The organism is Rudanella lutea DSM 19387, from assembly GCF_000383955.1.
Classification (GTDB): Bacteria; Bacteroidota; Bacteroidia; order Cytophagales; family Spirosomataceae; genus Rudanella; species Rudanella lutea.
The window spans coordinates 3,583,373-3,606,288 of sequence record NZ_KB913013.1; the positions used below are offsets into that span (position 1 = coordinate 3,583,373).

22 protein-coding genes and 1 riboswitch are annotated in these 22,916 nt (G+C 53.8%); of the genes, 11 read left to right on the forward strand and 11 right to left on the reverse strand.

Translation table 11 applies throughout. The features are described from left to right. Positions 1 to 50 precede the first annotated feature (50 nt). Positions 51 to 995, forward strand: coding sequence for a hypothetical protein (locus tag RUDLU_RS0114765; RefSeq protein WP_019989170.1), 945 nt, complete (start codon positions 51 to 53; stop codon positions 993 to 995). After that, positions 992 to 1,816, forward strand: a complete 825-nt coding sequence (locus RUDLU_RS0114770; protein WP_019989171.1) for a hypothetical protein — start codon at positions 992 to 994, stop codon at positions 1,814 to 1,816. Before RUDLU_RS0114765 ends, RUDLU_RS0114770 begins: the two co-directional genes overlap by 4 nt. A gap of 88 nt (positions 1,817 to 1,904) precedes the next feature. On the opposite strand, the gene RUDLU_RS30295 is transcribed toward RUDLU_RS0114770, so the two are convergent. Continuing rightward, on the reverse strand, positions 1,905 to 2,855 hold the full coding sequence (locus RUDLU_RS30295) for a hypothetical protein (protein ID WP_027303080.1): 951 nt from the start codon (positions 2,853 to 2,855) through the stop codon (positions 1,905 to 1,907). Between the two features lie 244 nt (positions 2,856 to 3,099). Here RUDLU_RS30295 and RUDLU_RS0114780 point away from each other — a divergent pair, with 244 nt between their 5' ends. Both RUDLU_RS0114780 and RUDLU_RS0114785 read left to right on the forward strand, forming a co-directional pair. Next, positions 3,100 to 3,921, forward strand: coding sequence for an Fpg/Nei family DNA glycosylase (locus RUDLU_RS0114780; RefSeq protein ID WP_019989173.1), 822 nt, complete (start codon positions 3,100 to 3,102; stop codon positions 3,919 to 3,921). Between the two features lie 87 nt (positions 3,922 to 4,008). Continuing rightward, on the forward strand, positions 4,009 to 5,508 hold the full coding sequence (locus tag RUDLU_RS0114785; protein WP_019989174.1) for a DUF4301 family protein: 1,500 nt from the start codon (positions 4,009 to 4,011) through the stop codon (positions 5,506 to 5,508). 111 nt (positions 5,509 to 5,619) lie between these two features. Here the strand turns inward: RUDLU_RS0114785 and RUDLU_RS0114790 are convergent, their stop codons facing one another. From RUDLU_RS0114790 to RUDLU_RS0114800, 3 genes are all read right to left on the reverse strand, one after another. Beyond that, positions 5,620 to 6,120 (reverse strand): RrF2 family transcriptional regulator, encoded by a 501-nt coding sequence (locus RUDLU_RS0114790; RefSeq protein ID WP_019989175.1) that lies wholly within the window; start codon positions 6,118 to 6,120, stop codon positions 5,620 to 5,622. Between the two features lie 216 nt (positions 6,121 to 6,336). Further along, entirely contained in the window at positions 6,337 to 7,644 is a 1,308-nt protein-coding gene (locus RUDLU_RS0114795) for a flavin-containing monooxygenase (RefSeq protein WP_245581672.1), read from the reverse strand. 80 nt (positions 7,645 to 7,724) lie between these two features. Further along, positions 7,725 to 8,501, reverse strand: coding sequence for an SDR family oxidoreductase (locus RUDLU_RS0114800; RefSeq protein WP_019989177.1), 777 nt, complete (start codon positions 8,499 to 8,501; stop codon positions 7,725 to 7,727). Between the two features lie 159 nt (positions 8,502 to 8,660). After that, positions 8,661 to 8,856, forward strand: a riboswitch (cobalamin riboswitch). Between the two features lie 149 nt (positions 8,857 to 9,005). Here RUDLU_RS0114800 and RUDLU_RS0114805 point away from each other — a divergent pair. After that, positions 9,006 to 10,916, forward strand: coding sequence for a TonB-dependent receptor (locus RUDLU_RS0114805; protein WP_019989178.1), 1,911 nt, complete (start codon positions 9,006 to 9,008; stop codon positions 10,914 to 10,916). 38 nt (positions 10,917 to 10,954) lie between these two features. Beyond that, a complete protein-coding gene (locus RUDLU_RS0114810; RefSeq protein ID WP_245581673.1) occupies positions 10,955 to 12,091 on the forward strand; it encodes a DUF5074 domain-containing protein in 1,137 nt (378 codons plus the stop codon). A 66-nt stretch (positions 12,092 to 12,157) separates the two neighbouring features. On the opposite strand, the gene RUDLU_RS0114815 is transcribed toward RUDLU_RS0114810, so the two are convergent. The 3 genes from RUDLU_RS0114815 to RUDLU_RS0114825 all read right to left on the reverse strand — a co-directional run bounded on the left by RUDLU_RS0114815 (position 12,158) and on the right by RUDLU_RS0114825 (position 16,108). Then, complete coding sequence (locus RUDLU_RS0114815) at positions 12,158 to 13,216, reverse strand: glycosyltransferase family 4 protein (protein WP_019989180.1); 1,059 nt, start codon at positions 13,214 to 13,216, stop codon at positions 12,158 to 12,160. Between the two features lie 71 nt (positions 13,217 to 13,287). Further along, the gene (locus RUDLU_RS0114820; RefSeq protein ID WP_157580220.1) at positions 13,288 to 14,646 is read right to left on the reverse strand and encodes a Fic family protein; all 1,359 of its coding nucleotides are present in this window, start codon (positions 14,644 to 14,646) and stop codon (positions 13,288 to 13,290) included. Between the two features lie 13 nt (positions 14,647 to 14,659). Continuing rightward, the gene (locus RUDLU_RS0114825) at positions 14,660 to 16,108 is read right to left on the reverse strand and encodes a pyridoxal phosphate-dependent decarboxylase family protein (RefSeq protein ID WP_044130366.1); all 1,449 of its coding nucleotides are present in this window, start codon (positions 16,106 to 16,108) and stop codon (positions 14,660 to 14,662) included. 79 nt (positions 16,109 to 16,187) lie between these two features. Between RUDLU_RS0114825 and meaB the strand changes: the two genes are divergently transcribed. Beyond that, entirely contained in the window at positions 16,188 to 17,159 is a 972-nt protein-coding gene (gene meaB, locus RUDLU_RS0114830) for a methylmalonyl Co-A mutase-associated GTPase MeaB (protein ID WP_019989183.1), read from the forward strand. A gap of 56 nt (positions 17,160 to 17,215) precedes the next feature. On the opposite strand, the gene RUDLU_RS0114835 is transcribed toward meaB, so the two are convergent. Further along, complete coding sequence (locus RUDLU_RS0114835; protein ID WP_019989184.1) at positions 17,216 to 17,623, reverse strand: hypothetical protein; 408 nt, start codon at positions 17,621 to 17,623, stop codon at positions 17,216 to 17,218. A gap of 146 nt (positions 17,624 to 17,769) precedes the next feature. Continuing rightward, positions 17,770 to 18,303 carry a hypothetical protein gene (locus tag RUDLU_RS0114840; protein ID WP_019989185.1) on the reverse strand — a complete coding sequence of 178 codons (534 nt, stop codon included), beginning with the start codon at positions 18,301 to 18,303 and terminating at the stop codon, positions 17,770 to 17,772. A gap of 81 nt (positions 18,304 to 18,384) precedes the next feature. On the opposite strand from RUDLU_RS0114840, the gene RUDLU_RS0114845 reads away from it, so the two are divergent. Beyond that, complete coding sequence (locus RUDLU_RS0114845; protein ID WP_019989186.1) at positions 18,385 to 18,969, forward strand: Crp/Fnr family transcriptional regulator; 585 nt, start codon at positions 18,385 to 18,387, stop codon at positions 18,967 to 18,969. Between the two features lie 104 nt (positions 18,970 to 19,073). Then, positions 19,074 to 19,904 carry a DUF2306 domain-containing protein gene (locus RUDLU_RS0114850; protein ID WP_019989187.1) on the forward strand — a complete coding sequence of 277 codons (831 nt, stop codon included), beginning with the start codon at positions 19,074 to 19,076 and terminating at the stop codon, positions 19,902 to 19,904. A 4-nt stretch (positions 19,905 to 19,908) separates the two neighbouring features. Here the strand turns inward: RUDLU_RS0114850 and RUDLU_RS27485 are convergent, their stop codons facing one another. Continuing rightward, complete coding sequence (locus RUDLU_RS27485) at positions 19,909 to 20,688, reverse strand: toxin-antitoxin system YwqK family antitoxin (RefSeq protein ID WP_019989188.1); 780 nt, start codon at positions 20,686 to 20,688, stop codon at positions 19,909 to 19,911. On the opposite strand from RUDLU_RS27485, the gene RUDLU_RS28785 reads away from it, so the two are divergent. Together RUDLU_RS28785 and fcl are read left to right on the forward strand one after the other, a co-directional pair. Beyond that, positions 20,687 to 20,875, forward strand: a complete 189-nt coding sequence (locus RUDLU_RS28785; RefSeq protein WP_019989189.1) for a hypothetical protein — start codon at positions 20,687 to 20,689, stop codon at positions 20,873 to 20,875. The genes RUDLU_RS27485 and RUDLU_RS28785 overlap by 2 nt on opposite strands. A gap of 254 nt (positions 20,876 to 21,129) precedes the next feature. Continuing rightward, entirely contained in the window at positions 21,130 to 22,071 is a 942-nt protein-coding gene (gene fcl, locus RUDLU_RS0114865; protein WP_019989190.1) for a GDP-L-fucose synthase, read from the forward strand. 76 nt (positions 22,072 to 22,147) lie between these two features. Here fcl and RUDLU_RS0114870 read toward each other — a convergent pair whose 3' ends face one another. Continuing rightward, complete coding sequence (locus RUDLU_RS0114870; RefSeq protein WP_019989191.1) at positions 22,148 to 22,780, reverse strand: acetyltransferase; 633 nt, start codon at positions 22,778 to 22,780, stop codon at positions 22,148 to 22,150. Positions 22,781 to 22,916: the final 136 nt, after the last annotated feature.

Consider the following 22,916-nt stretch of genomic DNA (forward strand, 5'->3'; position numbering starts at 1 on the left):
TTTAGGTATTGTTGGTACTTTTGGCAAAAGATCGATCCAACCGGGTAGCTATGCGACAGCGTATTATCAATAATTTTCTGCTCATCACCATTGGGCTGGCCGTGCTGGTGGCCGTAGCCATGAAAGCCACTATTTTTCAGCAAACCCCTCCGGCCAAACCTGCCGCGGCTGTCGATACCCGTTTCTCCGAATACTGGTTTGCAGGCAAGGCCGAACTGAACAGCTACCGGCTGGAGCAGGCTCAGTACGGAGAGCTTAACCGGGGCACGGCGGTTTTGATTTTTGTTACCGAAGATTTTCGGACCGATACGCAGGTAAAGTCGGAGACTGACGCCAGCAAAGACCGGGCTATTCCGGTACTCAAAACCAACCTGGTTCGTAAGTTCACAACGGGTATTTACGACTACTCGCTATTTACGTCGGTATTCACGCCAATATCAAACCCCAAGTTTCCGAATACGCTGAAAGTGAGCACGTCGGGGCAGGAGTGGTGCGGACATAGTTACGTGCAGCTGAACCTGAAAAACGACGGGTATCGGGTAAACGGCCGGTCGTATTTCGAGCAGGAAGCCAACGAGGAGTACACGGTGAAGAAACAGCTGCTCGAAGATGAACTATGGAACCGTATCCGCCTGAATCCGGGCCAGTTGCCTACCGGCGATGTGACGCTCATTCCGGGCACGGTGCAGGGGCGGCTGCGGCACAAACGACTCGACCCATTGGCTGCCAAAGCGCAGCTCGAAGCCTATACCGGAAGCGCCTTTTCGGGTAATGCCCTCAAAGCATACTCGGTTGACTATGCCGCCGACGGCCGCAAACTGACAATTGTGTTTGAAGACGCTTTCCCGCACCGGATTGTGGGCTGGGAGGAAACCTACAAATCAAAAGATAAACTCCTGACTTCTCGGGCGGTTTTACAGAAAACGATTCTGTCGGATTACTGGAACCACAATGCGCCCGCCGATAGCGTGCTGCGCAAGGAACTGACGTTATGAACGCTTCTTTTTTTTCTGTCCCCACCTACGCCAAACGCCGGTTGTTGGAGCATGGGTTTTGGCTCTTCGGGGTGCTGATGGGCGTGCTGAGCGCCTGTTCGTCGGAGAACGATAAACCGAAGGCCGATGAGCCCATGCACACGCTCATTTTTATGGACAAGAGCCTGAGTCTGAACACGAATCAGGCATATGCTGCGCAGAAATACGGCCAACTGCTCGACGATATTGTGAAGAACAACGTTCGGACAACCGGCGATCAGATTACGGTCTACTACATTCACGAAAACACGGCCAAAGCGCGTGCCTTATCGCTCACGGTACGGACCGAGATGGACGATGTGACCAATGCCAGCCCCACCGATGTTGAGGCTGCTCAGGCCGCTTTTGATTTGGCGTTGCAACGCGAGAAGGCACGGTTTCGGAAACAACTGGGCAACAAAATGGCCCAAACCAACGAAGCGGTATCGAATCAGCGAACCGATATTCTGGCGAGCTTGTCGGTAATTGCCGATGCCGCAGCCGACGGCCAACTGCTGAGCGTGTACTATTTCAGCGATATGGTCGAAAGCATGCCTGTCCGCCCAGGCTCGGCCACCGCCCGCGACTTTCATAAAACCCCACCCGCCAATGACGGACAGGCCGACGAGTGGGCCAAAGCCGATGCCAAACAGTTGGGTGATCTCGAATTAGGCTCGCCAAGCGTCCGTATTGTGCTGCCCTTTGAGCCCACGGCCTCGCGCCGGGTCAATAATCCAACCGTAACCCGCTACTGGCGAACGTTGTTTGCTCAGTTTGGCGCCGATGACCTGGAGGAAGAGTAATTCCGGTTCCGCCCGTGTTCAAAGACGGCAAAAGCAAAAAGCCCCGAGCCATTGGCTCGGGGCTTTTTGTTGATACAAATAGGAGTGATTAACGAACCGCAAACTCGCCCGCACCGATCTTGAAGCCTTCTGAATACAGCTCAACGGTGTATTTGCCTGGCTTATAAGCAGTACCACGGGTGTACAGCAGCTCAACCGTTTGGCCTTTGCTATCGTAGTTTACCGTCTGCTTGGTGGTGTAAACCGTCTCGTTACCATCTACCGTAAACGTTCCTGAGCCATTGGCCATGTCCGACACAATAGCGCCGTCGGGATCAAGTACGCGTACATACACGTCTTTGGGCTCCTCACGCGTCAGTGGGTTGTCGAGCAGGGTGTAAACCAGTTTGATTTTGTCTAACCGCTTGGCTTTGTAGGCGTCATCGTCACGTACTTTGCCTTTCGACGATACGGCGTACACTTTCACATTTTGTGCTTTCAGGGCAGCCGCACGCGTCACTTTGGTCGACAGTTCCTGATTTTGAGCAGCAAATGCCACTACCGAATCGCGAGCCAACTGGCGCTCCGTTTTGACCTGCGTATTTTCGGTCGCCAGCGTCTGGTTCGATGTTACCAGAATGCCGTTCTCGCGCTGGAGGTTGGCAATCAGAGTATCTTTTTCTACCAAATACGCTTCGTACTCTTTAATCTTAACATCGTATTTGGCAATCAACGACCGCGATGAGGCCGCGTAACCACGCCGAAGCGCTTCTTTGTCGCGCTCAAGGTCGGCTTTCACTTTCAGCAGTTCTTCTACGTTACCACCCAGTTTCTGAACTTCGGCAATCTTGGCGTCGAGGGCCGTTGAAATAGAGTCCAGTTTTACACGAGTATTCGACAACTCTTCGACGCGCTCTGCAATAGTTACTTCCTGATTGTCCGATTTCTCTTTCGTGTTGAAGTAGAGGTAGCTGGAAACACCGGCCAGGCCAGTCATCAGAATCAGAGCAGCCAAAAGGGCTCCGTTTGTCCGCGATTTTTGCTGAGGATTATTCTCCATAATCAGTTGAATTTAACAGTTAAACAGGATACTTGTAAATACTGTATCATTCAAAGGGGTTAAGTGGATTAATAAGACCACGAAAGATAACGCATTTTTCGCGCTATCAGTAATGTATTGTTAGCTAACGGGTTATATGTAAACATTAGTTCCCGGAGAGCTAATTTATGCCTGTCGGTTTGACCTATTCAGAACGAACCCCCAGGACTATTGTTGTATAGAAGGGGATAATCTTCCGAACAATATGCCTGAACTGCCCGAAGTAGAAATTAGACGACAATACCTGGAAGCATCGTCGCTACATCAACCGGTTGCTTCGGTTGATGTAGAGGATAAAAAACTCCTGACCACCGATTATTCAATCCTGACCGAGGGGCTCATTGGCCGCTCGTTTGTTGGCACCCGCCGGGTCGGTAAAAACCTGTTTGTGTTTACCGACGACCCCGAAATTATTGTACGGATGCACTTCGGCATGACCGGAGATCTGGCGTATTACCACTCCTCACTTGATCGGCCCCGTTTTGCGCGGATCGTGTTTGGGTTCGAAAATGGCTTTAATCTGGGCTTTTTGTGCCCCCGTAAGTTCGAACGGGTGGGGTTGGTTACGGATGTCGATGCCTTTCTGCGCGAAAAGAAAATTGGGCCCGACGGGCTCGACATTACACCCGAAGAACTTGGCTGGCGCGTGCGTCGACGCAAGGCTCCGCTCAAGCCGGTACTGATGGATCAGGCTACTACGGCCGGGCTGGGCAACTGGATTGTCGACGAGGTACTGTATCAGGCCCGGCTACATCCCGAAAAACCTGCCCATACCCTGACCGATACTGAGGTTAATGCGCTGCATGAGGCTATCCGGCTGGTGCTCGAAACCGCCATTCGGCACGAGGCTACGTACCGGCACTTTCCGAGTTCGTTTCTGATTCATGCCCGCGAGTGGGACGACCGCCCTCCCCACGACGACCCGGATGCGCACAAGTTTTGCCCGCGTTGCCGGACCCGGATCGAGCGTTCGGAGGTGGGTGGGCGCACTACCCTGTACTGCCCCAACTGTCAGACACTGCCGTAATTGAGGGCCCTGTGCTCTTTTTTTTGCGTGTAGTCGTCTAAATGGCTTAGTTTAGACCCGCAAAGCCTGAAACCATACTATAAAACCATGTTTACCGAACAAGACAAGGTACAAATTGCCAGTCAGGGCATTAGTGAAGAAAAAATTGAGCAGCAGATACAGCATTTTATCGATGGGTTTCCCTTCCTGAATGTAATCCGGGCCGCTACCATCGGCGATGGGATTGTTCGGGTCGATGAAGAGCAGTTACCAACGTACACCCGTCGGTACGATGAAGTAGCCGGTAACTATACCCTCATGAAGTTTGTACCGGCTTCGGGGGCTGCCACCCGTATGTTCAAGTCGCTTTTTGCGGCCCTCGACGGTAAGACCGACAAATCGGTCGAGCAGTTTTTTGCCCGTATCAAAGACTTTGCTTTTTACGAAGATCTCAAAGCCGCTATGGCCGCCAGGGAGCATGATATCGAAACCGCCGAGCCGACTACCGTTCTGCGTTTCCTGCTCACCGAAGAAGGGCTCAATTATGGCAACCTGCCCAAAGGCCTGCTCAAATTTCATCAGTACCCCGACGGCCCCCGCACGCCGGTTGAAGAGCACCTGGTAGAGGGCGCGGCTTATGCCAACTCAAACGGCCTGGTGCGGTTGCACTTTACGGTGTCGCCTGAGCACCGCGACCGGTTTGAGCAGCTGATTATTGAAGAAAAGCCAGATTTTGAAGCCTGGTTGGGCGTTGCCTACGATGTGACCTTCTCGGAGCAGAAAAAGTCGACGGATACCATCTCGGTGGATCTGAACAACGAGCCTTTCCGCAATGCCGATGGCGACCCCGGCTCGCTGCTGTTCCGGCCGGCGGGGCATGGCGCGTTGATCGAAAACCTCAACGACATCGACTCGGAGATCGTTTTCATCAAAAATATTGATAACGTAGTCCCCGACGATATCAAGGAAGATACCGTTACCTACAAAAAGGTGTTGGCTATGATCCTGATCGATGCGCAACAGCAGCTGTTCCGGCTGCAGGAGCTGCTCGAAGCCGACGAGGTGAGCGATGGCTACGTAGCCGAGGCCGACGAGTTCTTGCAAATGACCCTGTTTACCAATCACCCGGAAGCGTACAATACGTACACCAAAGAAGAAAAAATTGCGTATCTGAAAGGGAAACTCGACCGGCCTATCCGGGTGTGTGGCATGGTGAAAAACGTGGGTGAGCCGGGTGGTGGACCATTCTGGGCCATGAACCCCGACGGGTCATCGTCGTTGCAGATTGTCGAGTCGGCGCAGTTTGATATGGACAATGCCGATCAGAAAGCCATTTTCGACACGGCTACCCACTTCAATCCCGTCGATCTGGTGTGCGGCCTGAAAAACCGGCATGGCAAACAGTACGATTTGCCGCGCTACCGCGATATGAAAACCGGGTTTATCACGCAGAAGTCGAAAGACGGTAAAGACCTGAAAGCACAGGAATTGCCCGGTCTCTGGAATGGGGCTATGGCCGACTGGAATACCATTTTCGTGGAAGTGCCGCTCATCACGTTCAACCCCGTTAAGACGGTGAACGATCTGCTACGCGAAGAGCATCAGTAAGACTCTGGCAGATAAAACAAAAAACCACGGTCTCGGAACCGTGGTTTTTTTATTTGGAATGATGCCTTTCTAAAGGGCGGTTGTCAATGTTCAGTATGGGCTGTCTGCCTGTTAAGCAGTCAGTCGGCCGGCTCCTTCACCCTCGTTGGTCAGGTCGTTGGCAGCTCCCCCGATAGGAATCTCCTTTGTTTCGAGCATCGACGGATTCTGGAACGAGAGCAGCGTGGTGTTTTCGTACACGCCGAGGTTGGCGTCCCGAACGCGCTCCATAATGGGTTTGAGCGCACACGTTACCTCATCTTCGCAGTCGTCGCACTTCACGTAGAAATTCAGCGATACACAGGGCGTGGGAGCAATGGGGCCATCGATCACGCGTAATACCTGCGCCAGATTTACCCGAGCGGGGTCAACCCGTAGCAGATACCCACCGCCTTTGCCTTTCTGGCTTTGAAGAATCCCGTGGTTACGGAGTTCGAGCAGAATGGCCTCCAGAAATTTCTTCGGAATATTCTCTTTGGCTGAGATGTAAGAAATGAGTACGGGGCCTTTCCCGTATTCCTCCGTCAAGACCTTCAAGGCCTTTATGGCATACTTAGCTTTTTTAGAAATCATTGCGTTACGGTACTTGTGGATTAAGAGTTATAGTTGAGCGGCAACTATTACTGAACTTGACTTACCGTTTCAATCGGGCAAGTTAGCGTGTGGTTTAGTTTATGGCAACTTTTCATATACTATTCGGGCCAAGTTTTTCGTTACCACGCTTTTGTTTTCCGTTTAAACGGGTTTTAGTAACCTGCTTTTACTATATTTTAATGCAGGCCCATGCACTCAGCGGGTTTGCATGGCGCGTTCAAGTAGCCGTTTGTACGGATAAAAGTCGACCTGTAATGTGTGCCGTGCCGATGGCTTGTACCGTTGGCTGTTTCGGTCGGCCTGTTTTTGAATAGAACGAAGCATCTCGGCCCGGTCGGGTAGGGTACAGCGTCCGGTTAGCAAACGGGCAATCCATTGGGCCTGTAATTCGGCCAGCGGCATGATGGCGCCTAAGGGTTGAATCAGGCCCAGAAAATATAAGCCGGGGTGGTCGGGGTGAATAACCCGGTGGTAAAGCTGTAAGTTGTTGGTGTCTCCGGCAGATATAAAATCTGAATCAAAAAAAGGAAACGAAACCTGATACCCCGTAGCGTAAATGACCATGTCGAAGCTGTCGCGGGAGCCATCGGTAAAGGTCACCTCATGCCCCGCAAACGCCCGAATATCGGGTTTGAACCGAACAAGGCCCCTGCCGCATAAGTTCAATAAGTCTTGTGAAATAGTAGGGTGCTCGCTCAGGAGGGGGCGGTTGGGTACAGGTACCCCATAGGCCGACTGACGCCCGCGCGCCAGCAGTAGCGATGCCCGGAGTAGCAGCCGTTGCAGCCCCAGCGGCAACCGCGATGTAAGCGGGTTGGCCAGCGAATCGAACGGCCGGCCCATCAGCCAGTTGGGCAGAATGTAAGCCCCGCTGCGGGTCGAGATCGTAACAGGTTCGCTGTATTGGCGGGCGGCTTCGCAGGCAATATCGACGGCCGAATTACCGATGCCTACAATCAACACCTTGCGGCCCACGATCTGATCCGGCGTTTTGTAATCGTGCGAGTGCAGGGTTTCGCCCGTGAATGTACCCGGAAATGGCGGTGTCGGGTAGCGCGGATGCCAGTGATGCCCGTTGGCCACAATCACGTGTTGGTACAGGCGTTTCTGCTGCACCCCGCCCGATTCGGTTTGGACCCAGTAGCCCCCGTCGGCTGGCCATACCCGCTCCACCGTGGTCTTAAACTGGATAAAGGGCCGGATTCCGAACCGATCGACGTAGCTATCGAAGTATCGGATAATCTGACTATGGTGCGGAAACATGGGGTACTCGCGCGGCATCGGGTAGTCGGAGTAGGCCATGATGTCGCGGTTGGTATTGATATGCAACGACCGATACGCCGACGACATGCCGTTGTCATTGTTGTACCGCCAGTTACCGCCAATAGCCGATCCTTTCTCGAAACAATCGAAACGAATACCGTACTCGTGCAGGGTTTTGGCGGCTACAATGCCCGATGAGCCAGCACCGATGATACAAACCGAGGGTGTTTCCATACGCATACGTCCAGTGGGGTGATACGTTCAGTAAGGCCGTTACGGCTCGAATCTCACGCTCAGAGCCAGCCCCTTACCCAAAAGGGTTAGAATCCCCAGGCCAGAATCCCTCCGTCTACGGCCAGTGTTTGTCCGGTTACGTAGCTGGAAGCCGGCATACACAGGAACGCCACGGTTGAGGCTATTTCATGCGGCTCACCAACCCGGTTCATGGGCGTGCGTTGCAGAATCCGGCCCAGCTTTTCGGGGTTGTCGAGCACCGGTCCGGCCAGTGGAGTCCGAATGTACCAGGGCGCTACGGCATTGACCCGAATGCCGTCGGGTGCCCATTCTACGGCGAGGTTGCGTGTGAGCTGGTTCATAGCCCCTTTGCTCATACCGTACAGCGACCCGCTGCTCGTATGGGTAAGCCCCGACACCGATGATATGTTGACAATGGCCCCGCGCCCGGATACTTTGAGCAAGGGGTAAGCAGCCTGGCACATCTCATAGGCCGACCGGAGATTGGTGTTCATCACCTGATCGTACTCGGCCGGGGTGTATTCAGCGGTGGCTTTCCGGATGTTGGTGCCGGCGTTGTTGACTAGTATATCGAGCTTGCCCCAGCGCTGGGTTACGGCTTCGAGCACGGTCTGCGCCACACCCGGCTTGCTCACATCGGCCGCCATGCCGTCGACGGTATAGCCTTGCTGCCGGTATTCGGCTACTTGTTCGGCTAGCCGGTCGGCGTCGCGGGCGACAATAAAAACGGCCGCGCCGAGGTCGAGGAGTTGCCGGACCACAGCCTCGCCAATGCCCTTGGTACCGCCCGTTACTAAGGCGTGCGTATGCTGAAGTGTCCACAAGGTGGAGAGTGCGTTCATATTGTAGCGATTTTACGGCCAAAAATAGGACTTGTACACCATTCGATGGGTATGTGGTACGCACCCCGGCAATAAACCGGCTATTGACCGCTTGCTTGAATTGGTCTCCTGGAAGCACCAAACCAGAATCCTTTTTCTATCTTTGCCCCCGGTTTACGGTGCCTGATGCCATTTCACGGTGGCTTTCAAGGCTTAATAGGGAATACCGGTGAAAAGCCGGAGCTGTCCCCGCAACTGTAAGTTTCATGAAGCAGATGGTTCTAACCTGCTTTGCCACTGTGCCGCTTCGGCGGCATGGGAAGGCCCGAGCCATCTGGAAACAAGCCAGGAGACCTGCCGCAAATTGACTATTGGCCGCATTTTCGGAGGAAAGATGCCGGTTTGGTTGTAAGCCCGTATGCGGGTGCACAGCCGTTCGTACATGACCCTGTTCTGAGTAATGCATTGGCTACCTTCAGGGGATGCTGTGTCTGGTTTAGAGCCAGGGTTTGGAAAAACAATCTTGTGCAAAAGCAATGTGTAGGCAGGCTTTGGCTTGCCCATCTGGTATTTGGTTCGGTGTCGGTTTTCGGCCAACAGGAACCCGTATCGCTGTCGATGGTGACTGTGCGGGCCTCTGCGCCCGAACGGTTTCTGGCCGGTCAGAAACTCGAACGTGTCGACTCGGCGGCCCTGCAGCAGTTCCGGTTTCAGAACCTGAGCGATTTGCTGGCGTTTCAGACTCCGCTCGTTTTCAAAAACTACGGTGGGGGCCAAATCTCGACGGTTTCGTTTCGGGGTACCTCGCCCAACCACACGGCAGTGCTCTGGAACGGCGTCAACGTAAACCAGCCCATGACTGGCCAAACCGACTTTTCGGGGTTGCCCGCTTTGGGGTTCGACCAGGTATCGGTGCAGTACGGGTCGGGGGGCAGTGTTGTCGGCTCCGACGCTGTAGGGGGCAGTTTGTTGCTCAGGTCGCTTCCGCGCTATGCGGAGACGGGGGTGCGGGCGTCGGTAGGGTACGGGGAGGCCAGTTTTCAGAACCGGCAGATGCAGGCATCGGTGCAGTTTGCCGGTCGGCCTACCGTAGCTGGGCAAATAGCGGGCAAAACCACCCTATACAATCATCAGTTCAACAACCGGTATCCGTACCGCGAGCGGGGCTACTATTTCATGGAGCCCTCCAACGCCTGGCAACGCGGACTGATGCAGGATTTCTTCTGGCGTAACCGCCGAAACGGGCAGTGGTCGATTAATGCGTGGCTTACCGACTATGCCGTGACTGTTGCCCCCGCCGACACGCTGGGCCGCGAACGAACCCGCACGCAGGGGTACCGGCTCCTGGCGTCGTACGAGGCCGACCGCTGGACGGTGCGCGCGGGTTGGTTGCGCGATGTACTCGACTACGCCAAGGCCGATTTCTCAAAGCCCAGTCACTCGCTTACCGACCGCCTGCTCACCCGGCTCGAACGCGAGTTGGTTGTGAGCCGGGGCGGGGTGTCGCTTTGGCAGGTGCGTGTTGGGGCCGAAGTGGTGCATTATCGAACCCGCGTGGATGGTTACGGAGGCCAGTTGATTACCGAAAACCGGGCCGATGTGTACGCGTTGGCGCGATACCAAACCGGACGGCTAACGGCTTCGGCCAACTTCCGGCAAGGGTTTGTAATGGGCTTTAACCCGCCCCCGACTCCCTCTCTGGGTATCGACTATACGCTGATACAGCGCGACCGGAGCCGCCTGAGTGCGCGGGCGTCGGTGGGGCGGAGCTACCGGGTGCCGACACTCAACGAACGGTACTGGAAAAACCTCGGCAACCCCGACCTCCGGCCCGAACACGGGCTGAACGCCGAAGTAGGGCTGTCGGCCCGGATGCAGCCGACGGCGGCCTGGCTCGTAACCGTCGATGGAACAGCGTACCGCAACCGAATCGACGACTGGACGTACTGGAACCCCGACCGGGGCTATCGGGTCGAAAACCTGCAACAGGTGCTGGCCCGTGGGTTCGAACTGGCCACAACGGCAACGTACACCCAAAGCCGATGGCGCGTGGGCGGGCGGCTCAGTTACGGCCTCACCCGGTCGTCGCAGTTACGGGCCTACGACGTGTATGCCCAGAACATTGTAGGCAAACAACTGCCATACGTGCCGGTGCATACCACCTCAGCAATGGCCTACACGCAGTACCGCCAATGGCGGCTCACGCTGCTGACCCAACTGCAATCGCGCCGGTATAGTACGTTCGACAACACCCAGTATCTGCCGGGCATTGTGCTCACCGACCTGATGGTATCGGTACCGGTTCGGGTAGGGGGGCTTCGGTTGCAGGTACAGGGGCAGGTGAATAATCTGTTTGACGCCTTAATTCTGAACGTCAAGCAGAATGCCATGCCGGGTCGCAACTACGCCCTGAATGTGGTCTTACATACACGCTGAATAGTATTTTAAACGAGTTTACTTATCCGAATACAATCATGAATCAGTCTTCCTTCAACAGGAACTCTCTCCAAACCAGCCCTGTACGTACGGCGGCTTTCCCGATAGCAATGGCGCTGGCGTCGGCACTTTTCGTAACCGCCTGCCAAACCACCGACCCTGAGCCGTCGCCGTACGAGCAGGGGGTTATCGTGCTCAACTCCGGCAACTTTACGGATAATAACGGTACGCTGTCGTTTGTGCCGCGCAACAGCGTTACGGCCAGTACCAACATTTTTCAGCAGGCCAACAACCGCTCTCTGATTGGCGGTATGCAGGGCTACACCGAGGTCGACGGGAAAGGGGTTATTCTGGTCGATAACAGTACGGCCGGGCAGGACAAAGTTGAAATTGTGGAGGTCGGTACGTTTAAATCGTTGGCAACGCTGGCGGCTCCCGACATTGAAAACCCGCGTCATGTGGTGCAGGTGGCTCCTAACAAGGCATACATTTCGTGCTGGGGTGCTACGGGCGATTTCTCCAACTTTTACCCTAATCCCGGTTACATTGCCGTAGTTGACCTGGCGAGCCGGAAGGTAGTCAAGAAGATTACGGTTTCGAAAGGGGCCGAGCGGCTGGTTGTCAACGGCTCGGAGGTATTGGTTGGCTCTGACGGGGGCGAGAAAGACCTGTACGTGGTAGATGTGACTACCGATGAGGTAAAACAAAAAATTACGCTGGGTAACAACCCGCGGCCTATTGGGCTCGATGCCAACGGGCAGCTTTGGGTGTATTCGGCCAATGAGATGATTCGGATGAATGCCCAGACAAAGGCGGTTGTCAACCGGATGCGTGTTGGGAATAGCACCGCTAAAAGTCCCAGCCATATTACGTTTGGCCCTAATCGGCAGAATATCCTGTTTGTGTACTCATTCTACGACCCGGCCGATGGGTACAAACAGAAAGGCGAAACGTACAGCTTCTCCATCAACGATACGTCTATTCCGGCCAATACTCCGTACATCAACCGGTTATTCTCGGGTCTGGGCGTTGACCCCCGCGACGGGACTATCTACGCGGGCGTGACGCCTTCATACAAGCAGGCCGGATATGTACTGCGGTTTAATCCAACAACTGCCCGTCTGATCGACTCGGTACGGGTCGAGATTGCCCCCAGCGGATTTTATTTCCGATAGACAGACATTGTCTGAACATAGCCGCAAAGATGACATCTCGTTTTGAGAGATGTCATCTTTGCGTGGCTACACCTCCTGATACAGCTCCCAGTATGCTTTGGCCGCTTTTTTCCAGCTGAACCGGCGGGCGTGCCACCGTAGCCGATCGGCACGGAGGGGGTCTTCGTGGTACTGCATCATGCCCTCACGGAAGGTGTTTACCAGATCGTCGGGCTCAAATGACTCAAAATAGAACGCGTCCATTCCCCCGACTTCGGGCAGGCTCGTGAGCTTCGACAGGAAAACGGGTTTACCGTAGGCCATCGCTTCTACAGCGGGCAAACCAAACCCCTCGGCCAACGACGGAAACAAGAAGGCTTCGCAATGGCCATACAGCCACGCTTTTTCTTCCTGACTGACCGGCCCCGGCATGAGCAACTGCTCCGAGACCCCCAGTTTTACAGCTTGTTGCCGAATGTGCAGAGCGTAGTCGTGCGTGTTGTCGCCGGCCAGAATAAGCCGGTAGTCCGGGAAAGCCTGCAACAGAGGCAGTAGCACGTGGGCGTTTTTCTTCGGGTGAATCACGCCCAGAAACAGAAAATAAGGCGGAACCTCAGCGGGCAGAAAGGCGGGTTTGGTGGCCGCGCCGTCGGGGTTCACGGCCGCGCCATTGTAGATCACCCGCATCGGTTTTGACTCGGGCACGTTCAGGTGCTCGCGCACCACCGAGGCTGTGTATTCCGAGATGGTAGTCAGGGCCGTTGCCCGGTCAATTTTCCGTTGAAGAGCCATCAGCTTGCCCGCCTTTTTCGGAATCGAGTAATCGGTTCGTTCCAGAAAATTGAGGTCGTGAATGGTCAGAATCAGCCGTTTGCCCGATGCCGGTAGCATCGAAACGTCCTGGTGTAGGCTATGCCAGAGGTCGTACTCGCCCGAGCGCCAGATCCGGTCGTGCCACGACACCGGGTGGTACCGGACGGTATCGCCAAACACGCCGACTTCGGCTTTGGGTACCCCAAACGTGAGCTGAAACCGCTCAGGGTCAGGGTTCTGAAGGGTAAGTTCGTGGCCGAGGTGCAGGCAAAATTGCCCCAGACCACTGTAGGGGTCACGCAGGCGTTCGGCGTCGATGAAGATACGGGGCATGGCACAAAGATATAACGACAACCCCGCAAGCAGCGTAATACTACTGGCTAAAGCGCCAGTTCAACTGGCGCTTACGGTTTAAGAAGGTTGTCGAATTGCTCACTCTTTACAAACCGCTGTTCCTTTCGGTTGATTTTTATAACCGACAAAAAGCGGGCGGCTACTAATTTTTCTACATCATTTCGAGCCGTTTGGTTAGACGTGCCAAAACGATTTTGAATTTCTTTGACTGTCAGCGCAAGAGTTGGCTCATCGCGAATAATCTGTAAAATTTCAACTTGTCGCTCTGAGAGTCCACCCAGGCGTAATAATGAAGCCCGTTGGGTTCGTTCAGCCGTTTTACGCTCTATATAGTGTTTTAAGTCCTTGTACGCTTTTTTTAAGGCGTTGGTCTGATAATGAACAAAATACGTAACATCGTTGCTGTCATTCTCTACATACTGGAACGCCCGGTAATATTGGTTTCTGGATTGCATAATGACCCGTGAAATAGACAGGTATTCGGTAAGCCAGTAGCCTTTCCGAAGCAGGTACCAATAAAATAAGGCACGGGCTGTACGACCGTTTCCGTCGATGAATGGATGGAAGTAACCAATCAGAAAATGGATAATGCTGGCTTTGACCACCGGATGTAGAAAAAATGGTGGGTTTTCATCGTTAAACAGTTCGCAGAGGGCCTGGACAAAATCGGGTAAAACAGGGTGTGAAGGGGGCGTATGGATGATTTCGCCATTGAGAGCATCTACAACGTGAATATCGTTGTGGGTACGAAGCCGACCCGAATCGGCTTCGTGTTCCAGCGTATCAGCTGTTATCAACCGATGAATCGTCATCAGCGACTCAGCCGTGAGAAATTTATCTTTTTGGGTAACGATGTAGTTAATGGTCTCGTAATTATTCAAAATCATTCGCTCTGATAGGTTACGTGGTGAGCGACCTTTGCGCAGCATGTCTTTGGCTACCACGCGTGACGTAACAGCCCCTTCAATTTGACTGGATGCGATAGATTCTTCCATCAGAGACCCAATCAAAAATTTATGTTGTTCGGTTTTGTCTAATGTCGTCTGACCACCTAAAGTGCCTCCGAGATTAAGGTCAAACTCATGAAGCAGGCTGTATAAGCCATCGGTTTGTGTAAAATGAAAAACATGACCCGCGACGCTGAGTGTTTTCTGATTCAGGATACGGCTGTATTTCACAATTTGCCAAAACTCGGCTGGCTGCAATACTCCTTTGAGTGAAGCCGGTACTTTGTATTTTACTTTATCCCAGTAATAGTATTCATTGTTAATCTCTTGAATAGTTGGGCTTTCTAGCGCGGATGCGAATACGGATTGGCCTTGTTCACTCAAGCGAACAAGCAGGTCGCGTATGCCCTTGTAAGTAGGTGCGGGTTCAACTGGTTTCACAAGATTTCCTAATTTTTTCAAAATTAGGAAATAATTACATACCGTACTGGCGGATCAGCCCTATCCCCAACTGCCGTACCGCGTCGAGTAGCTGCTTAAGGTGGTCGAGCGTGGTCAGTGGGTTCATGATTGAGACCCGCAGCCAGGTATGCCCGCGTAAGCTGGTTTGTACGATGTAAAATTGCCCATCGGTAAGCATGGCCTGCCGAATAGCGCTATTGAGCTCGTTGATGCGGTCGGGAGAGACGGTTGCCCCAATGTACCGAAAACAGACAATGTTACTCTCGGGCTGCACGGCTATTTCAAAATCCGTTTGCCCGGCAATATGCTCTGCAAACTGACGCGCCAGGCCGTACTGAGCCTCTACGTACTCGGTGAAAAGGGCCTCACCATAGGTTTTCAAGGCCGTGTAAACTTTAGCACTCATCATGAGTTTGGTGCATTCAAAGGCTCGCTTGCCCGAATTGAACCAGTCGGGGCTACTGGCGTCGGCCCAGAGGTACTGGGCTTTCTGCTGAAACGTTCGGAACGCATCGGCATCGCGCCGGTAAAGCACCGCCGTCACTAAAGCGGGCATCATCATCATCTTGTGAAAATCGACCACCACCGAGTCGGCTCGGTCGATACCCCGCACCAGCGGTCGGTAGGTATCGGAGAGAGCCGCCACAGCGCCATGAGCACCGTCGGCATGGAACCAGAGGTTGTGTTGCTCGCAAAAATCGGCAATGGCTGTCAGGGCATCGTATGAGCCCGTCGAGGTGGAGCAGGCCGAACCAATCACGGCAAATACGGTCAGACCATCTGCCTGTGCCTGCTTCAGATACGGCCCCAGCAGGGCGGTTTGCATCTGGAATCGGTCATTAGTCGGGATTTTGATAATGCCCGCCGAACCGAGGCCCATAATTCGGGCCGCCCGGTCGACGTAGTAGTGGGCTTCTTCTGACACCATGATGGCGAGCCGGTCGGTACTGCCGTCGGCCCAAACGTCGGTGGGTGCCTTCAGGGCGCGGGCCGTCAGCAAGGCAGTCAGGTTGGCTAAGGTGCCGCCTGAGGTCATGAGGCCGCCTGCTTCGGGGCCGAGGCCAAGCCGCCCGGCGAGCCACCGGGTTAGCAGGCGTTCGAGCGCATTGCCAGCCATACCCATTTCGTACACAGCCTGTCCGTTGTTGAGCAGGCTGGTAAGGGCACTCGTTAGCGCTGACAGTGGCAGCGGAGCCGACACCTGATGGCCCATGAATCGGGGATTATGCAACTGAATGGAGTGGGTGAGCAAGTTTTTCCAGACAGCCGCCGGGTCGGGGTTGGTAGGTTGCTCAAAATCGCGTTGCCAGAACGCCAGTTCGTCGTCGGGCTCACGGTAGTGCAGGGGTGGTTGGTTGCCTGCCTGGGCATCGGCCAAAAAATCGGCCAATAAATCAATCAGGGCGTGGCCTTGCTGGCGAAACGTGTCGGGCGAATAAGCAGAAGTCAGTAACGGGCTCATGTTTCGGGATAACCACAAAGAGGCAAAATTCGTGGCATAAGCCGTAACGCTTACTTTTGCCGAAAGTTCGTCTGAAACCATGCGCCCACGTTTTTCATCCCAACAGTACATCGACGGCGTTTTGTCGGGAGACCGCTTGCTGCTGAGCCGGGCCATCACCCTCATCGAGAGCCGGTTAGATACGGATCAGGTGCTGGCGCAGGAGGTACTGGCTGCGGTAGCCCCGCATACGGGGCGCTCGGTGCGCGTGGGCATTACGGGCGTGCCGGGCGTGGGCAAGAGCACATTTATTGAGTCGTTTGGGCTGTATCTGATCGAAAAAGGGCACCGCCTGGCGGTATTGGCCGTTGACCCCACGAGCCAACGGTCGGGGGGGAGCTTGCTGGGCGATAAAACCCGGATGGAGCAACTTTCTATGAACCCGCAGGCGTACATCCGGCCCACCCCCGCCGGTGACTCGCTTGGTGGAGTGGCACACCGCACTCGCGAAACCATGCTCCTGTGCGAAGCGGCTGGGTTCGATGTCATTCTGATCGAGACCGTTGGGGTGGGGCAGTCCGAAACGCTTGTTCACGGCATGGTCGATTTCTTTTTGTTGCTTATGCTTGCCGGTGCGGGCGATGAGCTTCAGGGCATGAAACGGGGCATTATGGAACTGGCCGATGCGCTGGCCATCACCAAAGCCGACAGCGACAATCAGCAGGCCGCCAACCGCGCTCGGGCTGAGTACCAAAACGCCCTGCACTTGTTCCCGCCCACGGGCACGGGCTGGTTTCCGCCGGTACTGACATGCTCGGCCCTGACGGGCGAAGGCATTGGCGAAGTGTGGGCCACGATTCAGGCGCATCAGCAGAAAGGCGAGCAGCAGGGGTTTCGGGCACAACGGCGGCAGGAACAGCAGATTACCTGGTTTCGTACGTACCTGCGTCAGCGATTGGAGCACCACTTCTTCGTACAGCCCGGTATGTCCGAACGGCTGCAACAAGCCGAGCAAGCCGTAAAAACGGGCGATTTGTTGCCCGTACAGGCTGTTGAAAGGTTGCTTGGGTAAAAAAATAGCTCCGGTATCAAAATACCGGAGCCATGCATAGACGAAATGCCAACATCCTAACTGTTTCCGTACGCCCGGTCGGGTTCATCGGTACGGGTTGGAGCCATACCGTCGTCTTCGGTTGTGGTATTCCAGTCAGCATCTTCCACGTGCGTACCGGCCGGTTGAGTTTGGTTGTATCCATCACCCCCCATTGAGGCTGCTCCCGTCTGGTAGCCCGTCACTGAGTTATCGGTTTGTGTCCGAACGCTACTTTCGTCGTCGGTCACTGAGTCGTCGATTTCGGCGAAGTCATCCGAGAAATCGGTGTCATCACTCTGAATACGCTCCGTCGTCACCTGCCGGTTGTCGGGCTGGTTGAAGCGGTGGAGCTGATCCGTGCCGGGCAAATCGCCCCCGTTCTGCATCTGTTGCGACGCATACGAGTCGGTACTTTCTTTCCGTGAATTGCTTGAAACGCTCATAATCGTTGAGTTTTACAGTTTATAATCAACAGTTTGCATTTTAGAGTCTTCTGTTTGCCGAGATTGACCACCGCGGCTATGGTTTGTCGCTGGAGCAAACGCGCCAGCCAACTAAAAACCGTAAACAGAAAACTCTAAACGGAGAATCAATACGCTGGCTGATGGTCAGTTGACGTGCCCGTCCGGGCAATATCATCGTTTTCTTTTTCCTGTGAAGTGGCCGCGTTGGTGTCGCTGTCGTTAGCATCAGTCGACTCACCGGCCTTGCGAGCTTCTTCCTGCGCGTTGGGTACGCCCACGGTATCGGCCGACGCGTAATCGTCGGGACCGGCCGAGGTCACATCAACGGTCGATGTGTTGGTTTGGGCTACACTGGCCGCTGCGTTTTTGGCGCCTTCTTCGGTTACCTCCATGGTGCTATTGTCGGTGTCGCCCTTGCGGATAACCCCGTTTTTACCGTCCATGTCGATGCCACCAAAACCCCGGATGTTTCGGCCGTCCTGACCGCCCCGGACCTGCACGCTATCGAGACCGTTGGCCGAATCGTCGACCAAATCGGTTCGTTTGTTGTCCTGCACCGCCTGATCCGCATCCATACCGTCGGTGCCTTGCGGCCCTTGGGTACGCCCGTTGATCTGGGTGTCTTCCACTTTAACGGTTTTCTCCTCTTCCTTTTTCATAACGTTAATAGCCTAATTGTACTATTTTCAACGATTGAAAAATGGAAAGGTTTGTTAAAATGAGCAACTCACCCAACCCGTATGGAACGCTATTACCAGACGCTCTACAACTATGTCGGTCAAATAATTGAATTGCCTGAGGCCGACAAAACCAGCATTCGGCAGTTATTTAAACCGTTTTTTGTACCCAAAGACACGATCATCGAGTCGGCTGGTCAGGTCCCTCAGTATCATAACTTCATTGTGTCGGGGTATATGCGGAACTTCCATCTTGACACTGACAACAACGAGATCACGACAGACCTGAATGATGGCCCCCGATTTTTTACCTCGTACTTTCATTTTATGAATCGGACGGTGTCGCCAGAAAGCCTACATTGTATTACTGACTGCGAACTGCTTCGTATTAGTCGGGACGATGTGGAAGCGGGAGCTAAAGACAGCCTGACGCAGAAAGATTACACGATTCAGATTTTGCAGAAACACCTCTACGAAGATAAAATGCGGATGACCGATATGGCCACTTTATCGGCCGACGAACGATACCGTAAGTTTATTCGAGACAAACCCGGTATTCTGCAACATGTGCCCTTGGGCTATGTGGCTTCATACCTGGGTATTACCCAACGGCACCTGAGCCGGTTGCGCAAGGTGATAGTTTCTTAACTGTTTGTCCCCGTTTTTAAGCCGCTCATCCGTATTGGACAAATGTCCAAAAAGCTGTCAACAAGAGGGTTGTAGGTTTGAAGAAACATAATAACCCTGTTACTATGACAACTGATACACCTCGGCTGAGCGAAACCGTTACTCCTAATCCGAATAAAATTCTGAATCTGACCGGGACTATTTGGTTTGTGGTGGCAACTGCCGGCCAGTGGTTATTTGGCCTGTACATTGTGCTTTTCTACGGAAAATCGACCATAATGGGCAATTTTGAACAGTGGAACAAGGCGCTTCCGAGAGGCTACGTGCCGGGTGACTGGAAAGGTAATGTAGCCATCGGTACTCATGTACTGTTAGCGGCTGTTATGGTGCTCGGAGGGCCATTACAGTTGATGCCGCAGGTCCGTAATCGCTTCTGCAATTTTCACCGTTGGCTCGGCCGAACGTATGTCGTCACGGCAATGGTAGTCAGTACTGCAGGCGTATGGATGATCTGGACACGGGGAGCTGTCGGCGACACTTTTATGCATCTGAGCAACAGCATCCAGGCCATTTATATTGTGCTATTTGCACTGTTCTGTATCCGCAGTGCCCGTAAGCGTCAATTGTCCATGCATCGGATTTGGGCATTGCGGCTTTTTATGGTGGCCAACGGAGTGTGGTTTTTTCGGATTGGGTTGCTCTGCTGGCTTGTGCTCAATGGAGGTCCGGTAGGTTTTGACCCCAAAACATTTACCGGTCCATTCCTTACGATATTGTCGTTGTTTAGCTATGCCGTTCCCCTGCCACTGATTGTTCTAGAATTGTACCTCTATGCGCAGCGCAAACAGGTAAAAGCCCTGAGCCTTGCTGTTGGTACCCTAATTGCTTTTTGTACGGTCTTAATGGTTATCGGGATTATAGGAGCGGCAATGGGTTTGTGGCTTCCCAGACTGTAAACGGCTAATTATCGTCTGCCTCCTCGACTACCGTATTCTCTTTCGGGCGTTCGTAGGTCATCTTGCCTTTTTCGTCCCATTCACTAATTACGTAGGGCTCAAAGCTGGTATCCCACTGATCGCGGGCGTGTTGGGTCAGTTTGCGCCGAAACTGCCGGGTAGTATTGGGGTAGTATTCGGTCCAGCGGCCTATTTTCACGCCATTGTCGTAGCGGCCCTCTTCGGCTAAGCGGCCGTTTTCGTGGAAGGCCATGTACGTACCTTTTATCTTACCAAACTCAATGGGTATTACCTCTTTCACCCGCGTGTGGGCCGAGTCGTAGTACGTAATCCGGGCTTCGGCCGGGAAACCCCGGTGCCAGCGCACCTTGTCGACCAGCATAAAGTTGCGGTCATACTTTTCCCAGCGGCCATCTTTGGCACCCACATAATAAAAGCCTTCGTCGGTGAGGTTCCCGTTGTCGAAACGTTTGTAGGGTCCGTGCAGAATCTGAATTTCGGCCTGCTCACGGTCGCGCGGTACGGCATTGGTAACCCGGTTGCCCTTCTGGTCGAACCAGTAAAAATCGCGGAGGTAGGCGGCTGGTTTCTGGTACTGTTTGAGTACGTAAAACTCCTCGACTACGGTGCGGTCGCCGGAGCCGAATTTATTGGTGATCCGTACAATCGGAATTCCTTCGTATTCGGTGCGGGCCATGCGCTTCTTTTTGGCCTCGCGCAACGCTTCCTTAAATTCGTCTTTTCGCTTTTTGAGTTGCTTAACCTTCAGGCCGAGGTCGGGCATGGTTTCCGACATAAGCTCGTTCATGGACGGAGCCGCGAGCCTGCCCGTAGAGTCAGTGACCAACGAGCTGACCGATGAGGCCGCTGCAGGTAGTGGTACCTTCGACAGCACCGAGCTTTGCTTTTTTGCTTTCACGGGCGGCCCTCCTGCCGTGGTCAGGGCTGAGGGCGTCGATGTGCGGCTTTGAGCAAGCGTACCGGTATGCAAGAGGCCTATTAGACAGACAGTAATCAGTATAGCTAAAAATCGAACAGTAAACATATGACAAGCTACCTGGTAGAGCAGGTAAAGGCCAGAACTTTCTTAACTTTGCAACGTGATTCAAACACGTTTTATTTCAAAGATACAAAACAGTGATGAGTGATAAGCGATGAACGATGAGTAGCTGATACTCACGGAAGGTGCTCATCGTTCATCATTTATAACGCATCACTCCAAAACATGGAGCAGCAAGCAACGATTTACGTAGCCGGTCACCGGGGTATGGTGGGGTCGGCCATTGTTCGGAATCTTCAGGCCAAAGGCTACGAAAATATCATTACCCGCACCTCGTCGGAGCTTGATCTGCGCAATCAGGCGGCCGTAGCGGAATTTTTTGCGACCGAAAAACCGGCGTATGTGTTTCTGGCTGCGGCCAAGGTAGGCGGTATTCTGGCCAACAACACATACCGTGCCGAATTCCTGTACGACAACCTGATGATCGAGTCGAACATCATTCATAGTGCGTACCAGAACAAGGTAACCAAGCTGCTGTTTCTGGGGTCGTCGTGCATTTATCCTAAAATGGCCCCGCAACCTCTCCGCGAGGAGTCGTTGCTGACGGGCTTGCTGGAGCCTACCAACGAGCCGTATGCCATTGCCAAAATTGCGGGCATTAAGCTTTGCGAAGCGTATCGCAGTCAGTACGGGGCCAATTTTATTTCGGCCATGCCAACCAACCTGTACGGTCCCAATGATAACTACGACCTGCAGGGCTCGCACGTGTTACCGGCCCTGATTCGTAAGTTTCACGATGCCAAGATCAACAACCTGCCTACTGTTGAGGTGTGGGGAACAGGCTCACCCCGTCGGGAGTTTCTGCACGCCGACGATCTGGCCGATGCGTGTGTGTTTCTGATGAACAACTACAACGAAGAGCTGTTTGTGAACATCGGTACGGGCGAAGATGTGACTATCCGCGAACTGGCCGAAATGGTGCAGGAGGTAGTAGGTTATGAAGGCGAGCTCCGCTGGAACACCGATAAGCCCGATGGTACACCCCGTAAGTTGATGGACGTATCGCGGTTGCATTCCCTCGGGTGGAAACACACTACCGATCTGCGTCAGGGCCTGGAAGTGACGTATCAGGATTTCCTGGCCAACGAAGAATTATACGTCGAGTAAAAGTAAGCAGCAGTAGGCAGTAGCAGTAAGCAGTGGCTGATACACAAGATCTGCTTACTGCTACTGCCTGCTGCCACTATATTTTCTGGGCTGGGTTGCCAAACACCGTAGCGCCAGCGGCTACGTTTTCCACCACCACCGACCCGGCCCCGATGCGGGCACCTTTTCCTACAGTGATGCCAGCCACTATGGTGACGCCTGTTCCGATGAACGCTTCAGGCTCAATCGTGACGTTACTGTTGACAATGGCCCCCGGACCGATATGGACAAAGTCGCCGACTTTAGCCCCCGCATCGATAATCGCTCCCGACTGAATCACGCAATGCTGCCCCACCTCGGCGGCTGGGTTAATAACGACCCGTGCCCCGATGAGGTTACCGTGCCCAATGCCCGCCGACTGAGCAATAATGGCCGTGTCGTGAACGGCGTTGACGGGCTGTACCTTCCGGCGTTCGTTGAGCATCTTAACGAGCCGTTTCCGCACGCGGGCGTCGGCAATAGCCACACAAGCCTCGCATTTCTGGCCAATGAGCTTCAGGAAGCCGTCATCGTCGGTTTCGCCCAACACCGATATTTCGCCGAATTCTTTCCCGTGCAGGTCTTTGTTGTCGTCTAAAAGACCGTACACAACGACGCCGTTGCGCTGAAAAATATCGAGGGCGGTTTGGCCGAGGCTACCGGCCCCAAAAATGAGAACTGGATTTTCCATAGAGGTAATAACTCCAAAGCGACCTACTCTGGTTCGCGGGTTTTCAGGTAGGCGTGCGCATGAACAGATTGTAAATAAGGACGTTAAATCGTAACGGTTTCGTAATGGCTCCGTAAACATTACGTCATGGGCGAAC